Source organism: Azohydromonas lata (assembly GCF_034427735.1).
GTDB lineage: Bacteria > Pseudomonadota > Gammaproteobacteria > Burkholderiales > Burkholderiaceae_C > Azohydromonas > Azohydromonas lata.
Map to the genome: position 1 here is coordinate 213,537 of NZ_JAXOJX010000002.1, position 24,431 is coordinate 237,967.

General features: G+C 63.7%; 22 protein-coding genes. 15 read left to right on the top strand and 7 right to left on the bottom strand.

Annotation, left to right across the window (positions count from 1 at the left end):
- Positions 1-139 precede the first annotated feature (139 nt).
- The gene (locus SM757_RS03135) at positions 140-4,051 is read left to right on the top strand and encodes an FAD/FMN-binding oxidoreductase (protein ID WP_322464323.1); all 3,912 of its coding nucleotides are present in this window, start codon (positions 140-142) and stop codon (positions 4,049-4,051) included.
- A 25-nt stretch (positions 4,052-4,076) separates the two neighbouring features.
- Here the strand turns inward: SM757_RS03135 and SM757_RS03140 are convergent, their stop codons facing one another.
- Entirely contained in the window at positions 4,077-4,625 is a 549-nt protein-coding gene (locus SM757_RS03140; RefSeq protein WP_322464324.1) for an MgtC/SapB family protein, read from the bottom strand.
- 86 nt (positions 4,626-4,711) lie between these two features.
- The gene (locus tag SM757_RS03145; protein ID WP_322464325.1) at positions 4,712-5,698 is read right to left on the bottom strand and encodes a Bug family tripartite tricarboxylate transporter substrate binding protein; all 987 of its coding nucleotides are present in this window, start codon (positions 5,696-5,698) and stop codon (positions 4,712-4,714) included.
- 93 nt (positions 5,699-5,791) lie between these two features.
- On the opposite strand from SM757_RS03145, the gene SM757_RS03150 reads away from it, so the two are divergent.
- Both SM757_RS03150 and ubiE read left to right on the top strand, forming a co-directional pair.
- Complete coding sequence (locus SM757_RS03150; RefSeq protein WP_066331818.1) at positions 5,792-6,202, top strand: gamma-butyrobetaine hydroxylase-like domain-containing protein; 411 nt, start codon at positions 5,792-5,794, stop codon at positions 6,200-6,202.
- A gap of 11 nt (positions 6,203-6,213) precedes the next feature.
- Complete coding sequence (ubiE, locus tag SM757_RS03155; protein WP_322464326.1) at positions 6,214-6,945, top strand: bifunctional demethylmenaquinone methyltransferase/2-methoxy-6-polyprenyl-1,4-benzoquinol methylase UbiE; 732 nt, start codon at positions 6,214-6,216, stop codon at positions 6,943-6,945.
- Between the two features lie 68 nt (positions 6,946-7,013).
- On the opposite strand, the gene pssE is transcribed toward ubiE, so the two are convergent.
- The 5 genes from pssE to SM757_RS03180 all read right to left on the bottom strand — a co-directional run bounded on the left by pssE (position 7,014) and on the right by SM757_RS03180 (position 11,147).
- Positions 7,014-7,505, bottom strand: coding sequence for a PssE/Cps14G family polysaccharide biosynthesis glycosyltransferase (pssE, locus tag SM757_RS03160; RefSeq protein WP_066331825.1), 492 nt, complete (start codon positions 7,503-7,505; stop codon positions 7,014-7,016).
- The gene (locus SM757_RS03165) at positions 7,502-7,966 is read right to left on the bottom strand and encodes a glycosyltransferase family protein (protein ID WP_066331827.1); all 465 of its coding nucleotides are present in this window, start codon (positions 7,964-7,966) and stop codon (positions 7,502-7,504) included. Before SM757_RS03165 ends, pssE begins: the two co-directional genes overlap by 4 nt.
- Entirely contained in the window at positions 7,963-8,721 is a 759-nt protein-coding gene (locus tag SM757_RS03170; protein WP_322464327.1) for a hypothetical protein, read from the bottom strand. The genes SM757_RS03165 and SM757_RS03170 overlap by 4 nt, the downstream gene beginning before the upstream one ends.
- A 197-nt stretch (positions 8,722-8,918) precedes the next feature.
- Positions 8,919-10,013 (bottom strand): Gfo/Idh/MocA family protein, encoded by a 1,095-nt coding sequence (locus SM757_RS03175; protein WP_322464328.1) that lies wholly within the window; start codon positions 10,011-10,013, stop codon positions 8,919-8,921.
- Between the two features lie 39 nt (positions 10,014-10,052).
- Positions 10,053-11,147, bottom strand: a complete 1,095-nt coding sequence (locus tag SM757_RS03180; RefSeq protein ID WP_322464329.1) for a glycosyltransferase — start codon at positions 11,145-11,147, stop codon at positions 10,053-10,055.
- A gap of 382 nt (positions 11,148-11,529) precedes the next feature.
- Between SM757_RS03180 and SM757_RS03185 the strand changes: the two genes are divergently transcribed.
- From SM757_RS03185 to SM757_RS03240, 12 genes are read left to right on the top strand one after another with little or no spacing between them, the layout of a single operon-like run.
- A complete protein-coding gene (locus SM757_RS03185) occupies positions 11,530-12,513 on the top strand; it encodes an EpsD family peptidyl-prolyl cis-trans isomerase (RefSeq protein WP_084267153.1) in 984 nt (327 codons plus the stop codon).
- Entirely contained in the window at positions 12,510-13,400 is an 891-nt protein-coding gene (gene epsE, locus SM757_RS03190) for a polysaccharide export protein EpsE (protein WP_084267154.1), read from the top strand. Before SM757_RS03185 ends, epsE begins: the two co-directional genes overlap by 4 nt.
- Positions 13,401-13,410: 10 nt before the next feature.
- A complete protein-coding gene (epsF, locus tag SM757_RS03195; RefSeq protein WP_066331839.1) occupies positions 13,411-14,829 on the top strand; it encodes a chain length determinant protein EpsF in 1,419 nt (472 codons plus the stop codon).
- A 15-nt stretch (positions 14,830-14,844) separates the two neighbouring features.
- The gene (locus SM757_RS03200; RefSeq protein ID WP_066331952.1) at positions 14,845-15,771 is read left to right on the top strand and encodes a polysaccharide biosynthesis tyrosine autokinase; all 927 of its coding nucleotides are present in this window, start codon (positions 14,845-14,847) and stop codon (positions 15,769-15,771) included.
- A gap of 37 nt (positions 15,772-15,808) precedes the next feature.
- Positions 15,809-16,705, top strand: coding sequence for an exosortase B (gene xrtB / locus SM757_RS03205; protein WP_322464330.1), 897 nt, complete (start codon positions 15,809-15,811; stop codon positions 16,703-16,705).
- Positions 16,702-17,424 (top strand): exosortase-associated protein EpsI, B-type, encoded by a 723-nt coding sequence (gene epsI, locus SM757_RS03210; RefSeq protein WP_322464331.1) that lies wholly within the window; start codon positions 16,702-16,704, stop codon positions 17,422-17,424. The genes xrtB and epsI overlap by 4 nt, the downstream gene beginning before the upstream one ends.
- Before the next feature lie 23 nt (positions 17,425-17,447).
- Complete coding sequence (locus SM757_RS03215; protein ID WP_322464332.1) at positions 17,448-19,013, top strand: hypothetical protein; 1,566 nt, start codon at positions 17,448-17,450, stop codon at positions 19,011-19,013.
- Complete coding sequence (locus tag SM757_RS03220; RefSeq protein WP_322464333.1) at positions 19,006-19,905, top strand: sulfotransferase family protein; 900 nt, start codon at positions 19,006-19,008, stop codon at positions 19,903-19,905. Before SM757_RS03215 ends, SM757_RS03220 begins: the two co-directional genes overlap by 8 nt.
- Before the next feature lie 49 nt (positions 19,906-19,954).
- Positions 19,955-20,668: a sulfotransferase family 2 domain-containing protein gene (locus SM757_RS03225; RefSeq protein WP_322464334.1), complete on the top strand. Its 714-nt coding sequence runs from the start codon at positions 19,955-19,957 to the stop codon at positions 20,666-20,668.
- 9 nt (positions 20,669-20,677) lie between these two features.
- Positions 20,678-21,610: a sulfotransferase gene (locus SM757_RS03230; protein ID WP_322464335.1), complete on the top strand. Its 933-nt coding sequence runs from the start codon at positions 20,678-20,680 to the stop codon at positions 21,608-21,610.
- Between the two features lie 38 nt (positions 21,611-21,648).
- Positions 21,649-22,872 (top strand): glycosyltransferase family 4 protein, encoded by a 1,224-nt coding sequence (locus SM757_RS03235; protein WP_322464336.1) that lies wholly within the window; start codon positions 21,649-21,651, stop codon positions 22,870-22,872.
- The gene (locus SM757_RS03240; RefSeq protein ID WP_322464337.1) at positions 22,872-24,431 is read left to right on the top strand and encodes a lipopolysaccharide biosynthesis protein; all 1,560 of its coding nucleotides are present in this window, start codon (positions 22,872-22,874) and stop codon (positions 24,429-24,431) included. Before SM757_RS03235 ends, SM757_RS03240 begins: the two co-directional genes overlap by 1 nt.

Here is a 24,431-nt window from a genome sequence, read left to right on the forward strand (position 1 = left end):
CGCGCTTTTCATTTTGGGGTGCGATTTCTTCGCGCCCACGTGCCTCGCCTGTTCCCTTCGATTCGGGGGGAAACCCTGTGCGGGGTAAAGTCCTTGGTTCTTCGCGCTCACCCGGGTGCGATCTGCGCGCCCGCTTCCCATGAACGCACCCATTCCCGTCAATACCCTGGCCGGCGCCGCCGTGGCGGCCGCTGTCGAAGACGCGCCGCGCCTGCGCGAGATTCCCTACAACTACACGTCCTTCTCCGACCGCGAAATCGTGTCACGGCTGTTGGGCGAGCGGGCCTGGGTGCTGCTGCTGCAACTGCGCGAGCAGCGCCAGACCGGGCGCTCGGCTCGCATGCTCTACGAGGTGCTGGGCGACATCTGGGTGGTGCAGCGCAACCCCTACCTGCAGGACGACCTGCTGGACAACCCCAAGCGTCGCGAGGCGCTGATCCAGGCCCTGCAGCACCGCTTGGGCGAGATCGGCAAGCGCCGCGATCCGCAAACCGATTCGCAGCGCGACGCCCTGGTGGGCGAGCTGCTGGCACTGGCCGGCAAGGCAGTGGGGGATTTCGGCGCCTCCTTTGACGAGGTTGCCGAGCTGCGCCGGCGCGCACGCCGCGTGCTGGGCCGCCACACCGCCAAGGACAACATCAAGTTCGACGGCCTCTCGCGCGTGGCCCACGTCACGGACGCCACCGACTGGCGCGTGGAGTACCCCTTCGTCGTCCTCACGCCCGACTCCGAGGCGGAGATGGCGCAACTGGTCAAGGACTGCGTGGAGCTGGGCCTGACCATCATCCCGCGCGGGGGTGGCACGGGCTACACGGGCGGCGCGGTGCCGCTGACCTGGAAGAGCGCCGTCATCAACACCGAGAAGCTGGAGCAGATGACGGAGGTCGAGCTGGTCGACCTGCCCGGCGTGGCGCACAAGGTGCCCACCATCTGGACCGGCGCCGGTGTGGTCACGCAGCGCGTGGCCGACGCGGCCGAGCGTTCCGGCTACGTCTTCGCCGTGGACCCGACTTCGGCCGAGGCGAGCTGCGTGGGCGGCAACATCGCCATGAACGCCGGCGGCAAGAAGGCCGTGCTGTGGGGAACGGCGCTGGACAACCTGGCCTCCTGGCGCATGGTCACGCCAGAGGCCAAGTGGCTGGAAGTGGTTCGGCTGGAGCACAACCTCGGCAAGATTCACGACGCGCCGCGCGTGCGCTTTGAGCTGCGCTACTTCGACGCCTCCGGCAAGACGCTGGAGCGCACCGAGACCATAGAGGTTCCGGGCAGCATCTTCCGCAAGGAAGGCCTGGGCAAGGACGTCACCGACAAGTTCCTCGCCGGCGTGCCCGGCATCCAGAAGGAAGGCTGCGACGGTCTCATCACCAGCGCGCGCTGGGTGGTGCACCGCATGCCCGCGCACGTGCGCACCGTGTGCCTGGAGTTCTTCGGCAACGCCAAGGACGCCGTGCCCTCCATCGTCGAGATCAAGGACTACATGTTCGCCCAGGCCAGGGACGGCGGCGCCATCCTGGCCGGCCTGGAGCACCTGGACGACCGCTACCTGCGCGCCGTGGGCTACGCCACCAAGAGCAAGCGCGGCACGCTGCCCAAGATGGTGCTCATTGGCGACATCGTGGGCGACGACGACGTGGCCGTGGCCCGCGCCGCCAGCGAGGTGGTGCGCATGTCCAACGGCCGCTCCGGCGAGGGCTTCGTCGCCGTCAGCGCCGACGCGCGCAAGAAGTTCTGGCTGGACCGCAAGCGCACCGCCGCCATTGCGCGCCACACCAACGCCTTCAAGATCAACGAAGACGTGGTGATTCCGCTGGAGCGCATGGGCGAATACACCAACGGCATCGAGCGCATCAACATCGAGCTGAGCCTGCGCAACAAGCTGCAGTTGCTCGACGCGCTGGAAGCCTTCTTCACCCGCGGCAACCTGCCCCTGGGCAAGAGCGACGACGCCAGCGAAATCCCCAGCGCCGAGCTGCTGGAGGACCGCGTGCAGCAGGCGCTGCAACTGCTGCGCGAGGTGCGCCAACTGTGGCAGCAGTGGCTGCAGCAGCTGGACGACCCGCAGCCGGGCGGCGGGCGCAGCTTCTTCGAGCTCATTCAGGACACCACGCTGCGCGCCTCCTGGAAGACGCAGGTGCTCAAGGCGCTGCAGGGCTTATTCGCCGGCGCGGCCTTCGCGCCCATCCTGGAGGAGTGCCGCCGCATCCACAAGCAGGTGCTGCGCTCGCGCGTGTGGGTGGCGCTGCACATGCACGCCGGCGACGGCAACGTGCACACCAACATCCCGGTCAACTCCGACGACTACCAGATGCTGCAAACCGCCCATGAGGCGGTGGCCCGCATCATGGTGCTGGCGCGCAGCCTGGGCGGCGTGATCTCGGGCGAGCACGGCATCGGCATCACCAAGCTGGAATTCCTCAGCGACGAGGAGCTGCAGGGCTTTGCCGACTACAAGCGCCGCGTGGACCCGGAAGGCCGCTTCAACAAGGGCAAGCTGCTGCGCAACCCGCAGGCGCTGGGCCAGGACGTGCGCGCCGCCGATCTGGCGCATGCCTACACGCCGAGCTTCGGCCTGATGGGGCATGAGTCGTTGATCATGCAACAGAGCGACATCGGCGCCATCAGCGAGTCGATCAAGGACTGCCTGCGCTGCGGCAAGTGCAAGCCCGTGTGCGCCACGCACGTGCCGCGCGCCAACCTGCTCTACAGCCCGCGCAACAAGATCCTGGCCACCTCGCTGCTGGTGGAGGCTTTCCTGTACGAGGAGCAGACGCGCCGCGGCGTGTCCATCAAGCACTGGCAGGAATTCGAGGACGTGTCCGACCACTGCACGGTCTGCCACAAGTGCGCCACGCCCTGCCCGGTGAAGATCGACTTCGGCGACGTGTCCATGAACATGCGCAACCTGCTGCGCAAGATGGGCCAGAAGAGCTTCCGGCCCGCCGGCGCCGCGGCCATGTTCATGCTCAACGCCACCAACCCGGAGACCATCAAGCTGGCGCGCACGGCGATGTTGGGCGTGGGCATCAAGGCGCAGCGCTTTGCCAACGACTTGTTCAAGCTCGCTGCCCGCAAGCAGACGGCCTTGCCGCCGGCCACGCACGGCGCGGCGCCGGTGCGCGAGCAGGTCATCCACTTCGTCAACAAGAAGCTGCCCGGCGGGCTGCCCAAGAAGACGGCGCGTGCGCTGCTGGACATCGAGGACAAGAACTACGTCCCCATCATCCGCAACCCCAAGCTGACCACGGCCGACACCGAGGCGGTGTTCTACTTCCCCGGCTGCGGCTCGGAGCGGCTGTTCAGCCAGGTGGGCCTGGCCACGCAGGCCATGCTGTGGCATGCGGGCGTGCAGACGGTGCTGCCCCCCGGGTATCTCTGCTGCGGCTACCCGCAGCGCGGCAGCGGCCAATTCGAGAAGGCCGAGAAGATCATCACGGACAACCGCGTGCTCTTCCACCGCGTGGCCAACACGCTCAACTATCTGGACATCAAGACCGTGGTGGTGAGCTGCGGCACCTGTTTCGACCAGCTCCAGGGCTACGAGTTCGACAAGATCTTTCCCGGCTGCCGCATCGTGGACATCCACGAGTACCTGCTGGAGAAAGGCATCAAGCTCGACAGCGCGGGCGCCTACCTTTATCACGATCCCTGCCACACGCCCATGAAGCAGCAGGAGCCGATGAAGACGGTCCAGGCGCTGATGGGTCCCAACGTGCTCAAGAGCGAGCGCTGCTGCGGCGAAAGCGGCACGCTGGGCCTCAACCGCCCGGACATCTCCACGCAGATCCGCTTCCGCAAGACCGAGGAACTGCGCAAGACCGAGGCCGTGCTGCGCGACGCGGGCAAGGTCGGTGCCAAGGAGGACATCAAGATCCTCACCTCCTGCCCAAGCTGCCTGCAGGGGCTCAGCCGCTACGGCGAGGACCTGAACAACGGGCTGCTGGAGGCCGACTACATCGTGGTCGAGATGGCGCGCAAGATCCTGGGCGAGAACTGGATGCCGGACTACGTGGCCCAAGCCAACACCGGCGGCATCGAGCGCGTGCTGGTCTGAGCTGAGCTGAGCTGCAGCGGCTGCTTCAGTCTTCGTCCGCGCCGCTGCCGATGCGGTGGGGCGCCGAAGACGGCCGCTCCTTTTGGCGTGAGGCCTTGCGTGGGCGCCAGCGCCGCTCCAGGCGTGCCACGGCACCGAGGATGGCCAAGACGATGAGGGCGGCCATCAACGCGGTGGCCGCGTGGCCATGGCCCGCGGCGGCCCCCACGGCAGCCGTCGTCCAAATGCCGGCCGCGGTGGTGAGGCCGCGGATCTTGCCTCGATCGCCGAGCTTGAGCACCGCGCTGGCTCCCAGGAAGCCAATGCCCGCGACCACCCCCTGCAGCACGCGGCTGGGGCTGTCACCGCCGAGTCCCGCCTGCGCCGGTATCAGCATGAACAGCGCCGCTCCCAGTGCCACCAGCATGTGCGTGCGCAATCCGGCGGCACTGCCGTGCTGCTCCCGCTGCCAGCCTATGGCCGCTCCAAGCAAGACCGCCAGCAGCAGCCGAGCGGCCGCGCGCGTGAGTTGCTCCGTGTCCTGGAGGCCGGCGAATTCCGACTCCAGGGTGCTCAGCACTACCGCCCAGCTCATTGCGTGGGTGCGCCGGTATCGCTCCGGGTGTGGCTGCTGGTCATGCGGCGGGCCGGGCAAGAATGGCGCCTGCCCGTGGCCGCGGCTTACTCCGCGGACAGGTGCCGTGCCCTGATCAGGCCGTGCCAGAAGGCGGTTTCCTTCTGCACGAAGTCGGCCAGCGCCGCCGGCTCGCCCGGGAGCACCTCCAGGCCGAATTCCTCCAGCCGTGCCTTCACCTCCGGCGTGAGGATGGCCTTGTGCATCTCGGCCGAAAGGCGATTGACGATGGCCTGCGGCGTGCTGCGTGGGACGAACAGCGCCTGCCAGGCCGTGGCCTCGAAGTCCTTGACACCCGCTTCCTGCAGCGTGGGCACGTTGGGAAGGGCGGGGATGCGCTGTCGCCCCATCACGGCCAACGCCTTGAGCTTGCCGCTGCGTATCAGAGGCAGGCCGGCGGCAGTGTCCAGCACCGTCATGGGGACCTGGCCGGCGATCACGTCCTGCGATGCGAAGGCCGTGCCGCGATAGGGCACGTGCACTACGAAGCTGCCCGTGCGCTCCTTGAGCAACTCCATGGCGAGGTGGTGCGGGCTTCCGATGCCGGGCGAGGCGTAGCTGTAGCGGCCCGGGTTGGCCTTGAGGGCCTGCAGCCACTGGCGCGCGTCGTCGAAGCCGGACTGCGGATTCACTACCACGATGAGCGGAAAGCGCGCCATGAAGCCCACGGGCGCGAAGTCCTGCGGCGCGTAGGGCAGCCGCTTGTACATGGCCTGATGGAACACCATGGCGCCGTTGTCGCCGGTGAGCAGCGTGTAGCCGTCGGCCGGGGACTTGGCGGCGTTGTCGGTGCCAATGATGCCGGCCGCGCCCGGGCGATTTTCGATGTAGAGGGTCTGGCCGAGCTGGCGGCCCATCTGCGGCGCGAGCTGGCGGGCAAGGAAGTCCGAGCCGCCGCCGGCCGGGTAGGCCACCACCCAGCGAATGGGTTTGGACGGCCAGGCCGCCTCATCCGCGCGGGCGGCCCAGGGTGACAGCGAGGCCAGCGCGGTGGCACTGGCGGCGTGGAGCAGGCGGCGGCGGGGCAGGTTCATTGGGGTCGTGGGCGGGGCCAAATTGGGCGATCTTAGCCAGCGGGATAATCAGGTTTGACCGCGCCCGCGGGCGCACCGTTTTCCGGAGTCTTCATGAGCAGCAGCTTCCAGCATCAACCCACGGCCCTCACCGTGCACCAGCAGTCACGGCAGCTGGAAATCAGCTTCGATGATGGATCCAACTTCCGCATTCCCTTCGAGCTGATGCGCGTGTATTCGCCCTCGGCCGAAGTCCAGGGCCATGGCCCGGGCCAGGAAACGCTGCAGACCGGCAAGCGCCAGGTGGAGATCAACGCCATTGAGCCCGTGGGCCACTACGCCGTACAGCCCACGTTCTCCGACGGCCACGACTCCGGCATCTTCACCTGGGAATACCTGTACTTCCTCGGCTCGCAGCAGGCGCAGCTGTGGCAGGACTACGAGAAACGGCTGCAGGCGGCCGGCGTCGATCGCGACGCGCCCATGCCCGAAAAAGCGGGTTCTTCCTGCGGCCACCACCACTGAACCAACGCTTCATGAGCCAGACCCATTTCGGTTTCGAAACCGTCGAAGAGCAGGAAAAGGCGCGCCGTGTGCGCGGCGTGTTCGATTCCGTCGCGTCCAAGTACGACGTGATGAACGACCTGATGTCCATGGGCATGCACCGCGCGTGGAAGGCTTACACCGTTGCGGTGGCCAATCTGCGCGAGGGCCAGCGCGTGCTGGACATCGCCGGCGGCACGGGCGACCTGGCGCGCGCCTTCGCGCCCAAGGTCGGTGCCAGCGGCATGGTGGTGCACACCGACATCAACGAGGCCATGTTGCGCACGGGCCGCGACCGGCTGCTGGACAAAGGCATGGTGCTGCCCAGCACCATCTGTGACGCCGAGAAGCTGCCGTTTCGCGAAGGCGCTTTCGACCTCGTGAGCGTGGCCTTCGGTCTGCGCAACATGACGCACAAGGATGGGGCGCTGGCCGAGATGGCCCGTGTGCTCAAGCCGGGCGGGCGGCTGCTGGTGCTGGAGTTCTCCAAGGTCGCCGCGCCGCTGCAAAAGGCCTATGACTGGTACTCCTTCAAGGTGCTGCCGCGCCTGGGCCAGATGGTGGCCGGCGACGCCGACAGCTACCGCTACCTGGCCGAGTCCATCCGCATGCACCCGGATCAGGCCACGCTCAAATCCATGATGAAGTCCGCCGGCTTCGGCCACGTGGACGTGCACAACCTCACCGGCGGCGTCGTGGCGCTGCATGTGGGCATCAAGTGCTGAGAAGCCCCTCGTAAGCTGCAATTCGGCCCGCGAGCGGGCCGAATTGCAGCAGGGTTGCCGTCGTTCTCTCAAGCGCGTGGCGCGCACTCCGTGGCCAGGAAGCGGCCTATGCGCTCGGCCAGCCGCTGCGGCGCGGCGTGGCGCTGGCGGGGGCGAAAGCCCTGCAGCGCCTGCAGTTGGGCGGGAATCTGCGCTGTCTCGTAGGCCACCAGCACGTGCTGCAGCTCCTCGAAGCGGCGGGCGGTGGCGATCTGGTGGTCGTTGACGTGCTCGGCGTGGCGCACCAGGCGGGGCACCACCAGCAGCCGCTTGTCGTGCTCCAGCGCCATGGCGATGGTGCCGGCGCCGGCGTGGCTGAGCAGCATGTCGGCGCGCTCCAGCAGCTTTTCGAACTCCACCCGGGACAGGAATCGGTGGAAGGGCATGTGGCGCGGCTCGTAGCGGCCATCGCCTATCTGCGCCACCACCTCCTCGGTGATGCGCCCGGCGCCGACATGCTCGTCCACCGCGCGCACCAGGCGGTCGAAGGGAAACATCGAGCCCACGGTGAGCAGGATCACAACACCTCCCCGGCGTATTCCACACCCGGATAGCGCGCCGCCACGGCCGGCCATTGCGCCAGGCACAGGTCCGCGACTCGGCGCATCAGCCGCCCGCTGACGGATAGCGCTTCGATCTGCGCCACGCTGTCTATCCACACCACTTTGGCGCCCAGCAACTTGGACCAGATGCAAAACAGCGCCAGCGGCATGGAGCCGGTGGTCACTACCACGTCCGGGCGCTCCTTGAACGCCAGCCACAGCGTGCGGCCCAACACACCCACAGCTTGCAGCGGCTTGCGCCGGTCGCACTCGCCAATGACGTGTACGGGCCGGTTGCCGGCGTCGAAGCCCGACGCGGCAATCGCCATGGTGGTGATGTAGGCCGCCGGCTCCGCCGGCCACAAGCCTCGCGCGTTGCGCAGCAGGATTTGCAGCTCGTTGGCATGCCCGCCCGCCGAGGCGCCGACGACCAGCTTCATTGCGGTGCCAGCGTCAGCTCGTCGATGAGCTGCTTGGTGTGGCGGATGTTGGCGCGCGAGGAGGCGCCGAACACGATGGACTCGATGCGCGGCTGCTGGCACACGTAATCAATGGCTTCCTGCGGCGCAATCGCCCCGGAGGCCAGCACCGACATCGCCACCGGCCTGAAGCGGCGCTGCGCAATGGCCTGCTCGTAGGCCGGAATGCCGCCGCACATGCGAAAACCAATCTTGTTGATGTTGGAGCAGACGACGGGGTTTTCTATGCCCAGCTCATCCAGCACGTCCAGCAGCTTGGGCAAATTCATGGTGATGTAGCCCGGCTCGGCGCCGTAGGCATTTCGCACGTGGTCATGGAACATGCGCAGCACGGGTTTCAGATTCAAACCCAGGAACAAATCGGTGATGACGTTTTGCAGGAATATCACTGGGGTATTCAGGCCGCGGAACATTTTCATTTCCGCATCCACCAGCAACTGCAGGATTTTCTCGATATCCTTGTTTGCCAGCGCCATGCCCCCCTTGAGCATCGCGCCCAACGATCCTTCCTCGGGCAAAAACTTTTTCAGCGCCTCCAGCATGCCGTATTCGGTGACGGCATTGGCGTATTTGTGGGCATAAGGCATGCAAGGATAAAAGGTGTAATCCGGATATTGCGCCTTGTGCTCGCGGAAGTAATCACAGATTTCATTCACGCGATCGTGCGTGGTGCACATGAAGGTGCGAATGCCTTCCTTGTAGGCGGCGTCCAGCACGTTGATGATGGCCGAAGTGTCCTGAAATCGCATGGCCTGTGCACGGGCCTTTTCCTCGGACATGTGGTTCACGCCGAAGAACTGGTTGTCGCCAAAGAGAACGCGGTCCATGGGCTGTTGGTTGGGCTGGAGCATTGGTGTTGAGTCCGGCAAATGAAAGTCGTGTCGTCAATGAGTATTTGGATCGCTGCTGGAATTCAGCTGCCCACCAGGCGTGACCACAAACCACCGCGACGACCCGCCATGCCGGCGGTTTCCGCAGCGTGCTGCGGCGCGGTCCCGTTTTCGGTATCGAGCAGCATGGAAACCAGCCGGTCGGTTTGCAGCGCGGAGCGGAATGAATTTTCGCCATCCAGTCGGCTCATTTTGATGCTCTGCACGAAGTAATCCACCTGTGCCGAATATTCCTCGCCGCGCAGGTAATACCAGACTTCTTGCGTGAGATCCGTCGTGTAGCGAACGGACCAACCCTTGGGCGCGCCGGGCAGGGCCTCATGGGGTTCGCGCAGGTAAATCTGGCACTCCTGGCGGTCGGCGACGAGCTTGCCCTTGGTGCCCCAGACCGAGAGGGTGGTGGACATCTTGCGATGGCTTTCGTCGCTCCAGTTCACGCTGAGCTGAGCGCTGCCGCCGCCGGGGTAGCGGAAGAGCGCGTACACCTCGTCGTCCACATCGCGCGAGAACACACCATGGCGTACCACGCCGCTGACGGTACTGGGCGGGCCGGCCACGAAATTCATCAGGTCCAGGGCGTGGCAGGCATAGTCATAAAGTGCGCCGCCGCCCTCGTTCTTGGCCGAGCGCCAGGTCGAGCCGCTGGGTCGCAGCACCACGGGGCCATAGGCCTCGGCGCGCACGTTGTGGATCTCGCCCAGCGCGCCACTGCGCACGATGCGCGCTGCTTCCTTGAAGGCGCCGACGAAGCGGTAGTGGTAGCCCACTTGGTTGACCAGCTTCTTCTGCTCCGCCAGTTCGGCCAAGGGATAGCCGTCTTCCGGATCGAGCACGAAAGGCTTTTCACAAAATACATGCAGGCCCTGGTCCAGCGCTGTTCTTACCATGGAAGCATGAATTTTGGACGGCGTGGCAATCAATATGGCATCCAGCTTTTCCTCGGCCAGCATTTTCTTGAAGTCAGAGTAGCACTTCAGGCCGGAATACTGGGTAAGAACGTCTGTGAGATAAGTGGATGAATCACAACCGGCCACAAGTTCAATGTCGGGATGGGCGCGCGCAATCGCCAAGTGCGACAGGCCCATTTTGCCCAAACCCAATACAGCAGTTCTGATCATCGCATTTTCCTGAGTGAGAAAGATATTGAAGATTACCGGTCAGGCAAGCACCTGCGCATAAACGTCAGATACTGCGCGGGCCATGCTGCTGGAGGAGTAACGTTCGGATTGCAGCTGATAAGCTTGCTGCCGAAGTTGTGCCCAGTCGTGCCGCCCATCCATCAATGCGGCCAATTCGCCTGCCAGCGCTTGGTCATTTGCCGGCGGTACGACCAGTCCGGTGCGGCCATGCTCTAAAACTTCGGGAATACCTTCCACGTCCGAAGCCACCACCGGCACGCCTACCGCCATGGCTTCCAAGACCGCCATGGGCATGCCTTCGCCGTACAAACTGGGCAAAACCATCACGTCCAATTGCGCGAGGGCTTGATTAACGTCGCGTGTGAATCCCAGCCAATCCACGTGTTCTGAAATGCCGAGGCTGTCGGCCAGCGCTTTGATTTCCTGCTCGTAGGCAGGCGTTTCAAAACCGCCAATGGCCACCACGCGCAGCGTGCGGCCCTGGCGGAGCAAATGTGCTGCTGCTTTCAGCAGTACCTCCATGCCCTTGCGTGGCCTGAACAGCGCGACGGCGCCGATGCGCCATGTACCCGCAGGGGTAGGGCGCACCGGCAGCGGGCCGGGTGTAGGCACGCCGTTGGGTACGGTGAAGATGCGCCGCGGAGAAAAGCCCTGCTCGACCAGATAGCGCTCCAGACTGCGCGAAACGGGAATCAGCGCTTGAATGGAAGCGGCGCTCCAGCGCTCGACCACGCTGTTGACGCGGTTCATGAACGCGGCTTCCGTATCGCGCGCGGCCGGGCTATGCACATGGTGAACCATGGGTACGCCGGCCAGCAGGCTGGCGATGCGCCCAATCATGGCGCCGCGTGGCGAATGCGAATGCAGCAGCTCGAATCCGCCCTCGCGCGCGAGCCTCGCGACTTGGCGGGCGCAGCCGAAATCAAACCGGTGCCTCATCGGCATTTTGTAAAGACTAATTTCCTTGCCTGAACGCAGCGCTGGAAATTTGTCTGGTTTGAAGCAAACGAAATTAATTTCGTGCCCCAATTCGGTGAGCCCGAGCGCCAAAAGGTCCTGGACCTTTTCAGCTCCCGCGTAATACTCTCCATTGATGATGTGAAGAACTTTCAACGAAGAACTCCGGTGCGGGATGGTCGTAAATCCTTGATCACTTCCAGGAATTCAACATGACGGCCAGATCGGTCGCGCATACATCAAGCATGCGCAGAATTTGGTTGTGTTTCAAAAATTTACCTTATGCACATTTGGCAGCTTATTGCCGCCTCATGGATAAACCTTAGCATTCCAGGATGCCCGATTCGCTACCAAAGTGAGGGTGCATTATTGCTACGGGTAACCCCCATTCTCGTTGGTACCCGTGTTCATGGGGCTGCCTCGGCATGGTCTATGGCGGTTTACTGCGGCCCATCGAAAGCGCTCCAGAGGTCATGACGTTGTCTTGTCACAGTTTTGGTAACCAGCCATGCCACCATCAATATTGAATACTCAACGCATGGCGCCGTCTGCAAATACTCTTCCGTGTGCGCACAGGAAATTTTTGTGCACCGGTGTGGTTTTGGTGATGACGCTTGGATTGCTAGCCGGTTGTGGAAATGGCAAGGAAAAAGCCGCTTCCCAGGTGGCCGCGAAAGTCAATGACAATGAAATATCGGTGCACCAGGTGAATTACCTGCTGCAGCAGCGGGAGGTCAAGCAGGATGCCGTGGAGGCTGCAAGCCGCCAAGCCTTGAATCGGTTGATAGATCAAGAGTTGGCTGTTCAAAAGGCGCTTGATTTGAAAATTGACCGCCAGCCAGCGGTATTGCAGGCACTGGAAGCTGCCAAGCGCGATGTTTTGGCGCGAGCCTATGTCGAGCGGGTTGCCGATGCCGCCACGCCGCCCTCTGTGGCTGAAATGGAAAAGTTTTACAAGGACAAGCCGGCATTGTTCGCCGAGCGACGCATTTATCAACTGCAGGAGCTCAACATCGAATTGCCAAGCGAGCAATTATCTGAACTGGGCAAGCGCCTGTCCGCTGCCAAGGATATTGATACATTTGCCGATTACTTGCGCAGCAGCAATATCAAATTTGCCCAAAACCGTGCCGTGCGCGCTGCCGAGCAGCTGCCCCTGGAAAAGCTGGATGAGTTTGCGCAGATGAAGGATGGGCAGGCCCGTCTCATGCGCACACCGACGGGCGCGACAGTGCTGGTTCTGGTGAAATCGCAGCTCCAGCCTGTGGATTTTGAGAAAGCCAAGCCTGCCATAGAGCAGTACTTGGCTTCGCAGCGCAAGCGCGAATTGGTAGAGCGCGACATGAAGGATTTGCGTACGGCTGCCAAGATTGAATACGTCGGCAAATTTGCGGAAGCTGCGGCATCCGCGCCTGCCGCAAATGTGGTGAACGGGCCCAGCGAGCCCGATACGCCAAACGCGCCCGCCATTGCGTCGGGTAATACCTCGTCAGTTGACCAAGGAATGGGGGTGAACAAATGAATTCATCTGTCCGCCATGCGCGTCTGGGCACCATTGCTGCCCTGGCCGTTTTCTCCTTCACGTTTGCGCAGGCCGAAACTCCCAGCAGTTCCCGTGTCGCAGCCGCGCAGGTGCCGGCACCTGCGGCTCCTGCGCCGTCGTCGGCGGCCAATGTAGCTGACTATCGACTTGGCGCTGGAGATTCGATCAAGATCTCGGTTTTCCAAAATCCAGATCTGGCATTGGAAACCCGGATCACCGACAGCGGCATGGTGACGTATCCGCTCATCGGTGCGGTGAAGGTCGGAGGCCTGACAGTGCCCCAGGCTGAGCAGCGTATTGCCAGCGCTCTGAGTTCCGGCAATTTTGTGAAGCAGCCGCAAGTTTCGATTTTAATCATGCAGGTACGCGGCAATCAGGCCGCGGTGCTGGGTTATGTGAATCGTCCGGGCCGTTATCCGCTGGAAGTTTCACAAATGCGTCTGGCTGACTTGCTGGCCCTCGCAGGAGGGGTGGCCGATGGCGGCTCTGAAATTATCACCCTGGTGGGTGTGCGCGATGGAAGGCCGTTCCGCACGCAAATATCGCTGCCTGCCGCCTTCACTTCAGGTGCCCAAGATGCCGCTTTTGAAACTCGCGTCCAGGATGGCGATGTAGTTTGGGTGGACCGTGCACCCACGGCTTATATCTATGGTGAAGTGCAGCGCCCCGGCCCCTTGCGCCTGGATCGCGGCATGACGCTGCTGCAAGGGTTGGCCGCTGGTGGCGGCTTGACCGCACGGGGTACCGAGCGTGGTTTGAAGGTTCACCGCAAATCCGCCGACGGCAATATCGAGATACTGACCCCTTCCATGAGCGAACCACTGCGCGAAGGCGACGTGGTTTATGTCCGCGAGAGCATTTTCTAAGGATTGCCGCATGTCCATTGCTCAGTTCTTTGCCATCCTGGTGGCGCGATGGAAAGTCGTGCTGGCAGTGCTCCTGGCCACGGTGGCGGCCACGATAGGCATCAGCCTGCTGATGCCCAAGACCTATACGGGTACGGCTTCGGTGCTGGTTCAGGTCGCCACGCCTGACCCCATCGTGGGCATGAGCCTGGCGAGCCAGTTGGTGCCGCAGGTCATCACCAGCCAGGTCGAAATTCTCAACAGCGACCGCGTTGCGCAGCGCGTGGTGCGCATTCTCAAGCTCAACGAGAACCCCGACCTGCGCAGCCAATGGCAGGAGGTGACGCAAGGCGTGGGCTCGTTCGAGGCTTGGTTGGGCGACATGCTGCAGATCAACCTGCAGGTGGTGCCCGGCCAGTCCAACATCATCATGGTCAATTACAAGTCGCCGGACCGTAAGCTGGCCGCAGCAACGGCCAATGCCTTCGTCAAGGCCTACCTGGAAACGGCTCTGGAGCTGCGCGTGGACCCCGCGCGCCAATCCACCGCCTTCTTCGACGAGCGTGCCAAGAGCCTGCGCGCCCAAGTCGACAAGGCGCAGGCCGCGCTGTCCAAGTACCAGCAGGACAACGGCATCGTCGCCACCGACGAGCGCATCGACATCGAAACCGCTCGTCTGAACGAACTGTCCTCGCAGTTGGTGGCGGTGCAAGCCTTGTCGGCTGAGACGACCAGCCGCCAGGCTGCGGCCAACGTGGCCAGCGACCGCGTGCAGGACGTGCTCACCAACGGTGTGGTGTCGGGGTTGCGGGCTGAGCTCTCCCGCCAGGAGGCGACGCTGAGCCAGCTGACGTCACGCCTGGGCGACAACCACCCGCAAGTGCAGGAAGCCAAGGCCTCCATCAACGGACTGCGTGCGCGGATCGACACGGAAGTGGCCCGCGTGGCCGGCGGCGTGGCGGTGAGCAGCCGCATCAACCGCTCGCGTGAAGCTGAGATCCGTGCTGCCGTCGAGACCCAGCGCGACCGGGTGCTGAAGCTCAAGGCCCAGCGCGACGGCATGGCCTCGCTGCTGCGCGACGTGGACAATGCCCAAAAGGCCTACGACACGGTGCTGGCCCGCCTGAACACCACCAGCATCGAGAGCCAAGCCACCATCACCAACCTGGTCGAGTTCTCGCGCGCCAACGAGCCGATTGAGCCCTCGTCGCCGCTGCTGCTGCTCAACACCATCGTGGCCATCTTCGTCGGCTCCATCCTGGCCGTCGGCGTGGCGCTGATGCTGGAGTTCATGAACCGCCGCGTGCGCTCGCCCAACGACGTGGTGCAGCTGGCCGATCTGAGCGTCATTGGTTTCCTGCCCAAGCCGGACCGCAAGAACTGGTTCCGGGGCAATCGCTCCACGTCCATGCAGACGCGGTTGGTGGGCTATCAGGGAAAGGCTGTGTAAATGGAGTTGCATCGCATGCCCACTTCGACCTTGCGTGACGGGACTTCCGGCGCCCCGTTCAACTATCGCAGCGACCAGGGAGCTTCCGTGGACGAGGGCGAGGGCACTAAGGAAAGGCCGCTGGGCGAGATCATCAAGTCGGCCAACCACCTCAGCGACGAGCAGATCGACCGCGTACTGCAGCACCAGAAGGAGCGCGGCATACGCTTCGGCGAAGCCGCGATCGAACTGGGCGTGGCCAGCGGCAACGACGTGCTGTGGGCCTTGTCCCAGCAGTTCCACTACCCGTACCCGGCCAACTCCAAGAGCCTGCTCAGCAGCGAGCTGGTGACGGCGCGAGATCCGTTCTCGTTCCGCTCCGAGGCGTTCCGCGCCATCCGCAGCCAGCTGATGATGACGCTGTTCACCGAGGAGACCGGCGCGCGCTCGCTGGCCGTGGTGAGCCCCGACACGGGCGACGGCAAGACCTACTTCTCGGCCAACCTTGCCATCGCCTTCTCGCAGTTGGGCGGGCGCACGCTGCTGATCGACGCGGACATGCGCAACCCGCGTCAGCACGAGGTGTTCTGCGTGGACAACACCGCCGGGCTCTCCGGCGTGCTGTCCGGGCGCACGCTCATCAACGTGATCCGCCCAGTGGAAGAGCTGCCCAGCCTGTACCTGCTGCCTGTGGGCGCGGTGCCGCCCAACCCGCTGGAGTTGGTGGAGCGCCCCGCCTTCGGCCTGCTCATGCGCGAGCTGTCGTCCAAGTTCGACTATGTCGTGGTGGACACGCCTGCCTACGTGCACGGCTCGGATGCGCCGGTGATCGCCGCGCGCTGCGACGGCGCGCTGACCATGGTGCGCTCCGGCCGCAGCAGCGCCGCCGCGCTTCAGGACCTCACCACGGCCTTGCGCAGCGTGCCCACGCGGCTGTGCGGCGTCGTGATGAACGAGTTCTGACCATTCACCGCATCAATCAGAGGAGTGGACACCAGGCATGAAAGCAGCCGGCTTGCCTCATCCGCTATGGGCCGTGCAGTACTGGCCCGCATGGCTGCTTGGGCTGGGCTTTGCCCTGCTGTACGTACCGACCTTCCTGGACTTGTCCAGGACGGTTTGGGCGTCGGATGCGCAGGGGCACGGTCCTATCATCCTGGTCGTCAGCTACTGGCTGGCGTGGCGCAAGCGGCATGAGCTGATGACCGCGCCCGTCGCGTCCCGTCCTTGGACGGGCACGATGGCGCTGATCCTGGGCCTGCTGCTCTACGTTTTTGGACGTTCGCAATCCGTCATTGCCTTTGAGGTTGGCTCGCAGATCTTCCTGTGGCTGGGCGTGCTGCTGATCTTTCGCGGTTGGGCCGCGGTGCGCGTGGTCTGGTTCTCGCTGTTCTTTCTGGTCTTCATGGCACCGCTGCCCGGTGCGCTGGTATCAGCGTTGACCGCGCCGCTGAAGTCCGCCGTCTCCACCGTGGCCGAAACGGTGCTTTATGCCTTGGGTTATCCCGTGGCGCGCACCGGCGCCATGCTCAATATCGGCCAATATCAGCTGTTCGTCGCCGATGCCTGCGCTGGCTTGAATTCCATGTTCACGCTGGAATCCCTGGGCCTGCTGTACATGAATTTGATGAACTACAAATCGGTGGCGCGCAACATCGCGCTGGCGATTTTCATTATTCCCATTTCTTTTTGCGCCAACGTTGTTCGCGTCATGATCCTGGTGCTGATCACCTATTATTTCGGTGACGAGGCCGGCCAGGGTTTCATACATGGTTTTGCCGGCATGGTGCTGTTCATGGTGGCGCTCGTGCTGATGCTGCTCGTGGACTGTCCTCTGGGCCGCCTTTTTCCGGAGAAAAGCGCTCAGTCGAATCCGCAACGAAAGGTGCCGGCATGAAACCCCTGTCCGTGCAGCTTCGCGTGCTGCTGGTATTTTTGGCCATGGCGCTGTCGTCATGGCTGGCTTTTGCGTTCAAGCCGTCCATCAAAGTGGCGGATGCCAACCCGCTGGCTCCGCTGGAAACGGCCATTCCCAAGAAGTTTGGCTCGTGGCGCGTGGATACCGATTTGCCGGTAATACTGCCGTCGCCCGAGGTCCAGGAGAAACTGGACAAAATCTACAACCAGGTGTTGTCGAGAACGTATGTGGATGTACAGGGCAACCACATCATGCTATCCATCGCTTACGGCGGCGACCAGTCCGATGGTACGACTGCCCACAAGCCCGAGATTTGTTATCCGGCCCAGGGATTGGAGATTGTTTATAACCGTGTGGGTACGATGAATGTCCAAAATCAGGATATTCCCGTGCGACGCCTGCGTGCACGCATGGGCAGCCGCCACGAGCCCATCACCTACTGGATTGTGGTAGGCGACCAGGCCGTGACGTCAGGCAGCGGCATGAAAATGGTTCAACTGCGCTATGGCATGCGCGGGCTGATTCCCGACGGCATGCTAATTCGCGTTTCCAGCCTTGAGCGGGATCCGGAAGCCGCCTTCAAGCGTCATGAGGAATTCATCCGTGCGCTGACTGCCAGCGTCGATCCCTCCCTACGCCTGCGGCTGCTGGGTGCCCCCAGCAGTCGGCCGGTAAATACCCAAGCTGCAGCCTTATGACTCCCAACCGTACACGCAGCGCCGTGCCGCTGCTGATTTTGAGCCTGGGTTTTGCCGTGCTGATGGGCGCGGCGGCCGGCATGGGCAAACCCGCGATGCTGGCGCCATTTTTGGGCCTGCTCGCGCTGGTCGGTTTGTTTATCGTTCCGTCCCGATTGGCGTTTTGGACCATTTTCGTGGTGTCCATGGTCATCGTCGGCCCGGTGATGTATTTCGGAAAACTGGATTCCGCGCGCTGGGGCCCGCCGCTGCTGGCCCTGGCGATGTACATACCACTGGTCGCTTTCATATTCAAGCCGCGCAAGCCCACGGTGCAACCGGGCTGGCCGCTGTGGGTATTCGTCATGGTCATGTTTTTGATTGTGGCCGGCTGCAGTACCGCCATGAGCTCGCCGCGTTTGGGCGAAGTTGTGGTGGCCTCGCGTACTTACATGGCATTTTGGTCCGTGGCTTTGGCCGTTGGCGTGGGCATGCTCGCGCCGCGAGACATGCTGCTGGCCTGGAAAGCCCTGCTGGTCGTGGCCATCATTCAATTGCCGGTGGCGGTGTACCAATATTTCGTGGTGGCCAAGGCCTCCAGCCGCCTGTCGCCCTGGGACGCGGTGGTCGGCACGTTCCCAGGAAATATCGAGGGCGGTGGCGCCAGCCACGGCATGGGTATTTTCCTGCTGGTGGCCATGGCCGCGGTGCTGACCCTGTGGCGCGCCAAGCGAATCAATCGCTATTTCGCCGCCGCGGTTATGGTGGGTATTCTCGGCTCGCTGGCCCTGTCGGAGGTGAAAGCGGCCGTGCTGCTGGTGCCCGCGGTATTCGTGCTGCTTTTCTACCGGGAATTGCTGCGCCGGCCCATGCTGTCTTTTGGCGCCTTGCTGGCTTCCGTGGTGCTGATGGGCGCGCTGTTCACGGTCTATGCCACGACCTTTTATGCAGGGCGCGGCATGACCCTGTCCGGCAAGATGCCCACCTCGCCGTTGCAATCCATAGAGAACCAGCTCAACCCCGAGGAAGTGCACACCCGCGACACGGGCAAGGGCGTGGTCGTCAGCCGGGCCGCCCGCATGGCCGACTGGTGGAGCCGCAGCGTGCGCTACGGCGACCCGTTCCACGCCATGCTGGGTTACGGCATTGGCGCTACCCAGACCTCGTCCATAGGCATGGGTGAACTGGTGCCCATGTTTCCCTATCCATTGGATATGACGGGGACCACTATTTTGTTATGGGAAACAGGGGCCCTGGGACATTTGCTGTTCATGGCGGCGCTGTTCATGGCCGGCTTGAATTGCAATTCCAGTGCCCGCTCGCCCATTGTTCCCGTGGAGCACAAGGCCTTGCTGGAAGCGGCCGGCGCGGGATTGATCATTTTCTCCATCACGCTGCCCTACAGCAATTTCTCGCTGCGGGCCGCACCCTCGCAATTCGTCATGGTTTTCATGCTGGGATATTCGATTTATTGGTGGCGCGTGGTGCGCCAGGCCGCGCTGGCCCGCGCCGGCAGCGTGGCGCCGGCAGCGGAAGTTGAATCCGGGCCTAAGGCCATGAAACCTGGTTTTGTTCACAAGCAAGCGGCTCCGAGGTATCGCCATGGATGACAGGGTGGTTTTCCTGCTGGGTTCCGGCCGATCCGGAACGACTTTGCTCTACAAATTGCTGGCTGCGCATCCGTCGGTGGGCTATTTGAGCAACTACCAAAGCCGTTTGCCGGGCTTGCCGGCCACGGCGCTGATGCACCGCATTCCACGCAATTCATTGGCCATGAAACGGCGGGCCTGGTTCGGCGGGCAGGGGAATGCGTATTTCGAAGGAAGGCGCAAGCTCTCCCAGTTCTGGATTCCATCCCCCGCGGAAGGCGAGAGCATTTTTGAGCGTGCCGAAATACCCCACACGCCGGCCGAAGGCTTCGTATTGGGTGAGCCCGGCCTGAGCCGTATTCGCAGCATGTTTCACGGCACGCTGGAGTATGGTGGTGGTGACGTGCTGCTGTGCAAGCGCACGGCCAACAACCGGCGCGTGGCGGTATTGCGCCAGGCCTTTCCCCGCTGCAAATTCATTCATCTGGTGCGTGACGGGCGCAGCGTGGCGGATTCATTGGTCAAAGTGGGCTGGTGGGCCGACCATCAATTGTTTTGGGCCGGCAAAACCCCTCGCGAGCTCAAGGCCGAGGGCGTCAACGAATTGCACATTGCTGCCCGCAACTGGGTGGAAGGCATGCAGCAAATCGAGCGCGGTTTGCAGCAGATAGAAGCCGACGGCAAGCACACCCTGCATTACGAACAATTGCTGGCCGACCCACACGGCGAACTGCGCAGGCTGCTCCAATTCATGGGTGTGCAAGCCTATGCGGACAAGGATTACGAGGCTTTTATTTCGTCGCTGGCCATCAAGCCGGCCGAGGCCTCGTGGCGACGCAAGTGGTCTCCGACAGACCGTGAAACCGTGACTGAGCTGCAGCGCGACATGCTTGACCGCTGGGGTTATGCCTGATACGAGTGCCCAAATACTTTAAAACCATTCCGGAGCGCCAGGAGCCCAGATGCATGCCGTGATCAATTCGATTTACCAACGCTCGGTGCCTTGGGGTTATCGTCAGATGCTGCGGGCCTATAAGCCCAATGGCCCGCTGCGGCGCCTGCGCACCACGCCGGATGCCGAGGATTATTGTCTGGCACCATTCGATGAAAATCGCTGCATATTTGTGCACATTCCCAAGACCGCGGGCATTTCCTTGTGCACAGCCTTGTTTGAATGCAAGGGCGGCGGACATTTGACAGCGCGGGCCTACCGTGCCATTTTCGGCGCACAGGCGTTCAACGAGTATTTCAAATTCACGTTTGTGCGCAATCCCTGGGACCGTATCGTTTCCGCCTACACTTTTCTATCCCAGGGTGGGGCTAACAAGCGAGACGCCGCCTGGGGGCAATCCGTGCTGAGCCATTACAAGAATTTTGACGAGTTTGCTTTGCAATGGCTGGACCAGCGCAACATCTACGGCCAGATTCATTTTGTACCGCAATGGGAATTCGTGGTGAGCGGACAGGGCCAACAATGCATGGATTTTGTAGGCCGCTTTGAAAGGCTGGGTGAGGATTTTCAATACATCACCGACCAATTGGGCCGCTCCTGTGACCTGCCCATGGTCAATGCCAGCCAGCGCAGTTCTTACCGGGACTATTACAGCGCCGCCAGCCGCAAAAAGGTGGAGCAGGTCTACCAGCGCGACATCGAGCAGTTTGGTTATTCGTTCTGAGGCGACCCGATGAATGTGCTTTACGTGTGCTCGGCCGCGCGCTGCGGCTCGACGCTGACCGACATGTTTTTGGGCGGTCACCCGCGCGCCACGTCGCTGGGGGAGTCCAACTTCCTGGCCAAAGCTCTACGGGTGGGAGAGAAGTGCTCCTGCGGCGCACTGCTGCGCGAGTGCGAGCACTGGCAGGCGGTGTACAGGCGGCTGGAGCGATGGGGCTTCAGCATCGAGCAGCCCTACGGCTTTCGGTTGTGGGACGCAGTGGCCTGGACCTACATCGACAAAGCGCACCAAACCAAATCTTTCCTGGCCGCGGTGCGCCTGCGCAAGAGCTGGATGGCGGCGCGCGACCTCGTGCCCACTGGAGCGCGCCCCCTGGTGCCCGTGCCCCCGGCCTACCGCGACGCCCTCACCAACAAGATGCGTCTTTACGAGGCCGTGGCCGATGCCTGGGACAAGGACGTGGTCATCGACTCCTCCAAGAACGTGCGCGAGGCGGTGGAGCTCTACCAGCGCCACCCCAAGACCGTGCGCATCCTGCTGGTCACGCGCGACGGGCGCGGCGTCTACCTCTCGCGCCGCAGCAGCGGCCGCGATCCCGAGGAAAGCGTGCGCGCTTGGCTGAGCTACTACGGCCGCGCGCTGCCGCTGCTGGAGCGCCACGTGCCCCCCGAGGCCCGCATGCAGCTCAAGTACGAGGACATCGCCAGCGACCCGCGCCGCGCCGGCGAGCGGCTGTGTGACTTCATCAGCCTGGACTTCCAGGAATCCATGCTGCGGCTGGACGGTGTGACGCGCCACATGGTCAACGGCAACGCCACGCGCTTCGCGCCCAACAAGGGCATCGCCCTGGACGAGCGCTGGCGCAAGGACTTGCAGCCCGCCGAGCTCTCCTACTTCAACGGCCGCGGCGGTCCCATGAACGCCGCGCTGGGCTACCGCTGACCTTGCCGCGTCTCCCAAGCGAGATCCCGACAGCCGCCATGCTCAAGTTGCTTTACATCACCGAGGACACCTTCCCGCCCTACCGCGTGGACGTCGTCGAGCTTTTCGCCCGCCAGCTCGTGTCGCGCGGCTACACCATCGACTGGGTCATGGACGTGAACAAACCCCAGCCGGGGTTGGGCAGCGAAACGCAGTGGCTGGGCAGCCGCGTCTTTCTGGCGCGCAATGAGGCCGGCTCCGGCTTTCTTGGGCGGCTGTCCCGCAACTTCAAGGGCCTGCTCAACGACCTGCGCATCCTGCGGCTGGCCCGCGGCGGCCAATACCACGTCATACAGGTGCGCGACAAGTTCTTTGCCGGGCTGGTGGCGGCACTGGCAGCCAAGCTCACCGGGGCGCGTTTCGTATTCTGGATGTCCTACCCGCTGGCCGAGTCCAAGCTGCAGCTCGCCCAGAACCCGCGTGCCCGCTACCGCTGGCTCTTGAAACTCAAGGCGCGGCTGATGATGGCCTCGCTTTACCACGGCATCCTGCCCGCCGCCGACCATGTCTTTGTCCAGAGCGAGCGTATGAAGCAGGACGTGGTGGCCCGCGGCGTGGACCCGCAGCGCGTTTCGCCCGTGCCCATGGGCATACGTGCGGACAAGGTGGGCGAGCCGGCTGACGCCAAGCCGCCTTCCACCGAGGCGCCGCTGCTGCTGCACCTGGGCATCATCCTGCGCATACGCAGCCCTGAGTTCCTGCTGCGCGTGCTGCAGCGGGTGCGCCAGCGCTACCCGCGCGCCACGCTGGCCTTCGTGGGCGAGGGACAGGCCCCGGCCGACCGCCAGGCGCTGGAGGACGAAATCGACCGCCTGGGCCTGCGCGAGGCCGTCACCGTCACCGGCTTCCTGCCCATGGAGCAGGCCTGGGAATGGGTGCAGCGGGCTGACGTGTGCATCTCGCCCTTCGCGCCCATCCCGGTGCTGCAGTCCACGTCGCCCACCAAGCTCATCGAGTACCTGGCCATGGCCAAGTGCGTGGTGGCCAACGAGCACCCCGAGCAGTCGCTGGTGCTGGAGCAAAGCGGCGCCGGGCGCGTCGTGGCCTGGGACGAGGATGCCTTCGCCGCCGAGATCTGCCGCCTGCTCGACGAGCCGCAGCAGGCCCAAGCCATGGCCTCGCGCGGGCCCAAGTGGGTGCGCGAGCATCGCACTTACGACGTCATCGCCCAACAGGTGGACGCCGCCTATCGCCGCCTCGTGGCGCAGGGAGCCGCCGGCTGATGGCACAGGGCAAGCATCACCACGGCGGCCGCTACTCGGCCGCGCGCATACGCAAGGCGCTGCTGTACTTCATCGTCGGCCGCGGCGCGCAGGCGGTCACGTTCCTGCTGTTGACGCTGCTGCTGGTGCGCGTGCTCTCTGCGCACGACTACGGCGCCTACATGGCCATCTGGGGCATGGTGGAGCTGATGGTGCCGCTGAGCTCCTTTGGCCTGCTCGAAGCCAGCCGCCGCTACCTGCCCATGCTGGCGCAGACGGGCTCGCGCCAGGCCGTCATGCCCTTCGTGCGCGGCGTGGTCCTGGTGCGCCTGGGCCTGCTGCTGTTGTGGGCGCTGGGCCTGGCGCTGCTGTGGCCGCAGGCCATGAAGTTCGTGGGCGTGGAGAAGGGCGACCTGGGCGAGCCGCTGGCTGCTGCCGGCGCCATTGCCGTGATCTGCAGCGTGCCGGCCTTCCGCTTCGTCAGCGAAATGCTGGAGTCGCTGCTGGAGCAGAAGTGGTCGCAGCTGCTGCATGCGGCCATGCCGATCGTGCGCGCCGCCGCGGTGCTGGGCCTGCTGGTGCTGGGCAAGCTCAACCTGTCCATGCTGCTGCTGTTTGACGCCGGTATCGCGCTGCTGTTCATGCTGGCCTCGCTCATCGTCCTGCGCGGCAAGGTCATGGAGATACCCGAAGGCGAACCCGCGCCCGTGGATTTCCGCGAAGTCTTCTCCTTTTCCTGGCACATGGCCGGCGTGAATCTGCTGCAGGCCACGGCCAGCATCGGCGCGCTGCGGTTGCTGGTGGCTCGCTTCCTGGGGCTGGAGGTGGCAGGCATGTTTGCGTTCATCCAGCAGTTGCTGCTCATGGCCGGGCGCTACATGCCCGCGCAGGTGCTGGCCAGCGTGGTGCGGCCGGTGCTGGCCGCGCGACACGCCCGCGGCGACCACGCCACAGTGCTGGGCGTGCTGGAGCTGCTGTGGAAGGCCAACCTCATCATGCTGGTGGTGTGGCTGGCAGCGGTGGGCGTGAGCGGCGAGGCACTCATGGCCCACGCCAGCGGCGGCCGCTTCACCGACACGGGCTGGATTATGTTCCTCATGCTCCTGGGCCTGGGCGCCACCACGCAGGGCCAGAACGTGTCGCTGTGCATGCAGCTCTACGGCGTGACGCGCGAACTGCGCACGCAAAGCGTGCTCTTCCTGCTGGTGCCCGTGGGCGTGGTGCTGGGCAGCCGCTGGGGGCTGGAAGGCGTGGCCGCCGGCATCGCCATCACCCACGGGTTCAAGAACGCCTTCGCCCTGTGGTGGCTGCGCCGCCAGGGCATCCACCTGGCCTACGACCTGCGCGCCATGCTGCGCATCTCGATTTCCATGGCCATCGCCGTGCTATTGGCTACCGGTTTGCACACTGCCTTCGGCCCCTGGATTGCCCTGAGTACGCTGGGCGTATTCACCGTGGGGGCTTTGTATTTCTGCAAGCCCTTGCGTGAAAGTGAATTCATCATCATGTCCAATATCCTGAAGGGTCGGCTGTCCAACTGGCTGCGTGCCCTGGTCCATATTGAACGCGTAAAGGCTTGA

What these genes read in the sequence shown, in the direction of transcription:
- SM757_RS03200 (WP_066331952.1), top strand. Translation starts at nt 14,845, where the DNA reads ATGCCCACTTCGACCTTGCGTGACGGGACTTCCGGCGCCCCGTTCAAC.
- epsI (WP_322464331.1), top strand. Translation starts at nt 16,702, where the DNA reads ATGAAACCCCTGTCCGTGCAGCTTCGCGTGCTGCTGGTATTTTTGGCC.
- SM757_RS03135 (WP_322464323.1), top strand. Translation starts at nt 140, where the DNA reads ATGAACGCACCCATTCCCGTCAATACCCTGGCCGGCGCCGCCGTGGCG.
- SM757_RS03220 (WP_322464333.1), top strand. Translation starts at nt 19,006, where the DNA reads ATGGATGACAGGGTGGTTTTCCTGCTGGGTTCCGGCCGATCCGGAACG.
- xrtB (WP_322464330.1), top strand. Translation starts at nt 15,809, where the DNA reads ATGAAAGCAGCCGGCTTGCCTCATCCGCTATGGGCCGTGCAGTACTGG.
- SM757_RS03240 (WP_322464337.1), top strand. Translation starts at nt 22,872, where the DNA reads ATGGCACAGGGCAAGCATCACCACGGCGGCCGCTACTCGGCCGCGCGC.
- SM757_RS03235 (WP_322464336.1), top strand. Translation starts at nt 21,649, where the DNA reads ATGCTCAAGTTGCTTTACATCACCGAGGACACCTTCCCGCCCTACCGC.
- ubiE (WP_322464326.1), top strand. Translation starts at nt 6,214, where the DNA reads ATGAGCCAGACCCATTTCGGTTTCGAAACCGTCGAAGAGCAGGAAAAG.
- SM757_RS03165 (WP_066331827.1), bottom strand. Translation starts at nt 7,966, where the DNA reads ATGAAGCTGGTCGTCGGCGCCTCGGCGGGCGGGCATGCCAACGAGCTG.
- SM757_RS03175 (WP_322464328.1), bottom strand. Translation starts at nt 10,013, where the DNA reads ATGATCAGAACTGCTGTATTGGGTTTGGGCAAAATGGGCCTGTCGCAC.
- SM757_RS03150 (WP_066331818.1), top strand. Translation starts at nt 5,792, where the DNA reads ATGAGCAGCAGCTTCCAGCATCAACCCACGGCCCTCACCGTGCACCAG.
- epsE (WP_084267154.1), top strand. Translation starts at nt 12,510, where the DNA reads ATGAATTCATCTGTCCGCCATGCGCGTCTGGGCACCATTGCTGCCCTG.
- SM757_RS03185 (WP_084267153.1), top strand. Translation starts at nt 11,530, where the DNA reads ATGGCGCCGTCTGCAAATACTCTTCCGTGTGCGCACAGGAAATTTTTG.
- SM757_RS03225 (WP_322464334.1), top strand. Translation starts at nt 19,955, where the DNA reads ATGCATGCCGTGATCAATTCGATTTACCAACGCTCGGTGCCTTGGGGT.
- epsF (WP_066331839.1), top strand. Translation starts at nt 13,411, where the DNA reads ATGTCCATTGCTCAGTTCTTTGCCATCCTGGTGGCGCGATGGAAAGTC.
- SM757_RS03140 (WP_322464324.1), bottom strand. Translation starts at nt 4,625, where the DNA reads ATGAGCTGGGCGGTAGTGCTGAGCACCCTGGAGTCGGAATTCGCCGGC.
- SM757_RS03230 (WP_322464335.1), top strand. Translation starts at nt 20,678, where the DNA reads ATGAATGTGCTTTACGTGTGCTCGGCCGCGCGCTGCGGCTCGACGCTG.
- SM757_RS03145 (WP_322464325.1), bottom strand. Translation starts at nt 5,698, where the DNA reads ATGAACCTGCCCCGCCGCCGCCTGCTCCACGCCGCCAGTGCCACCGCG.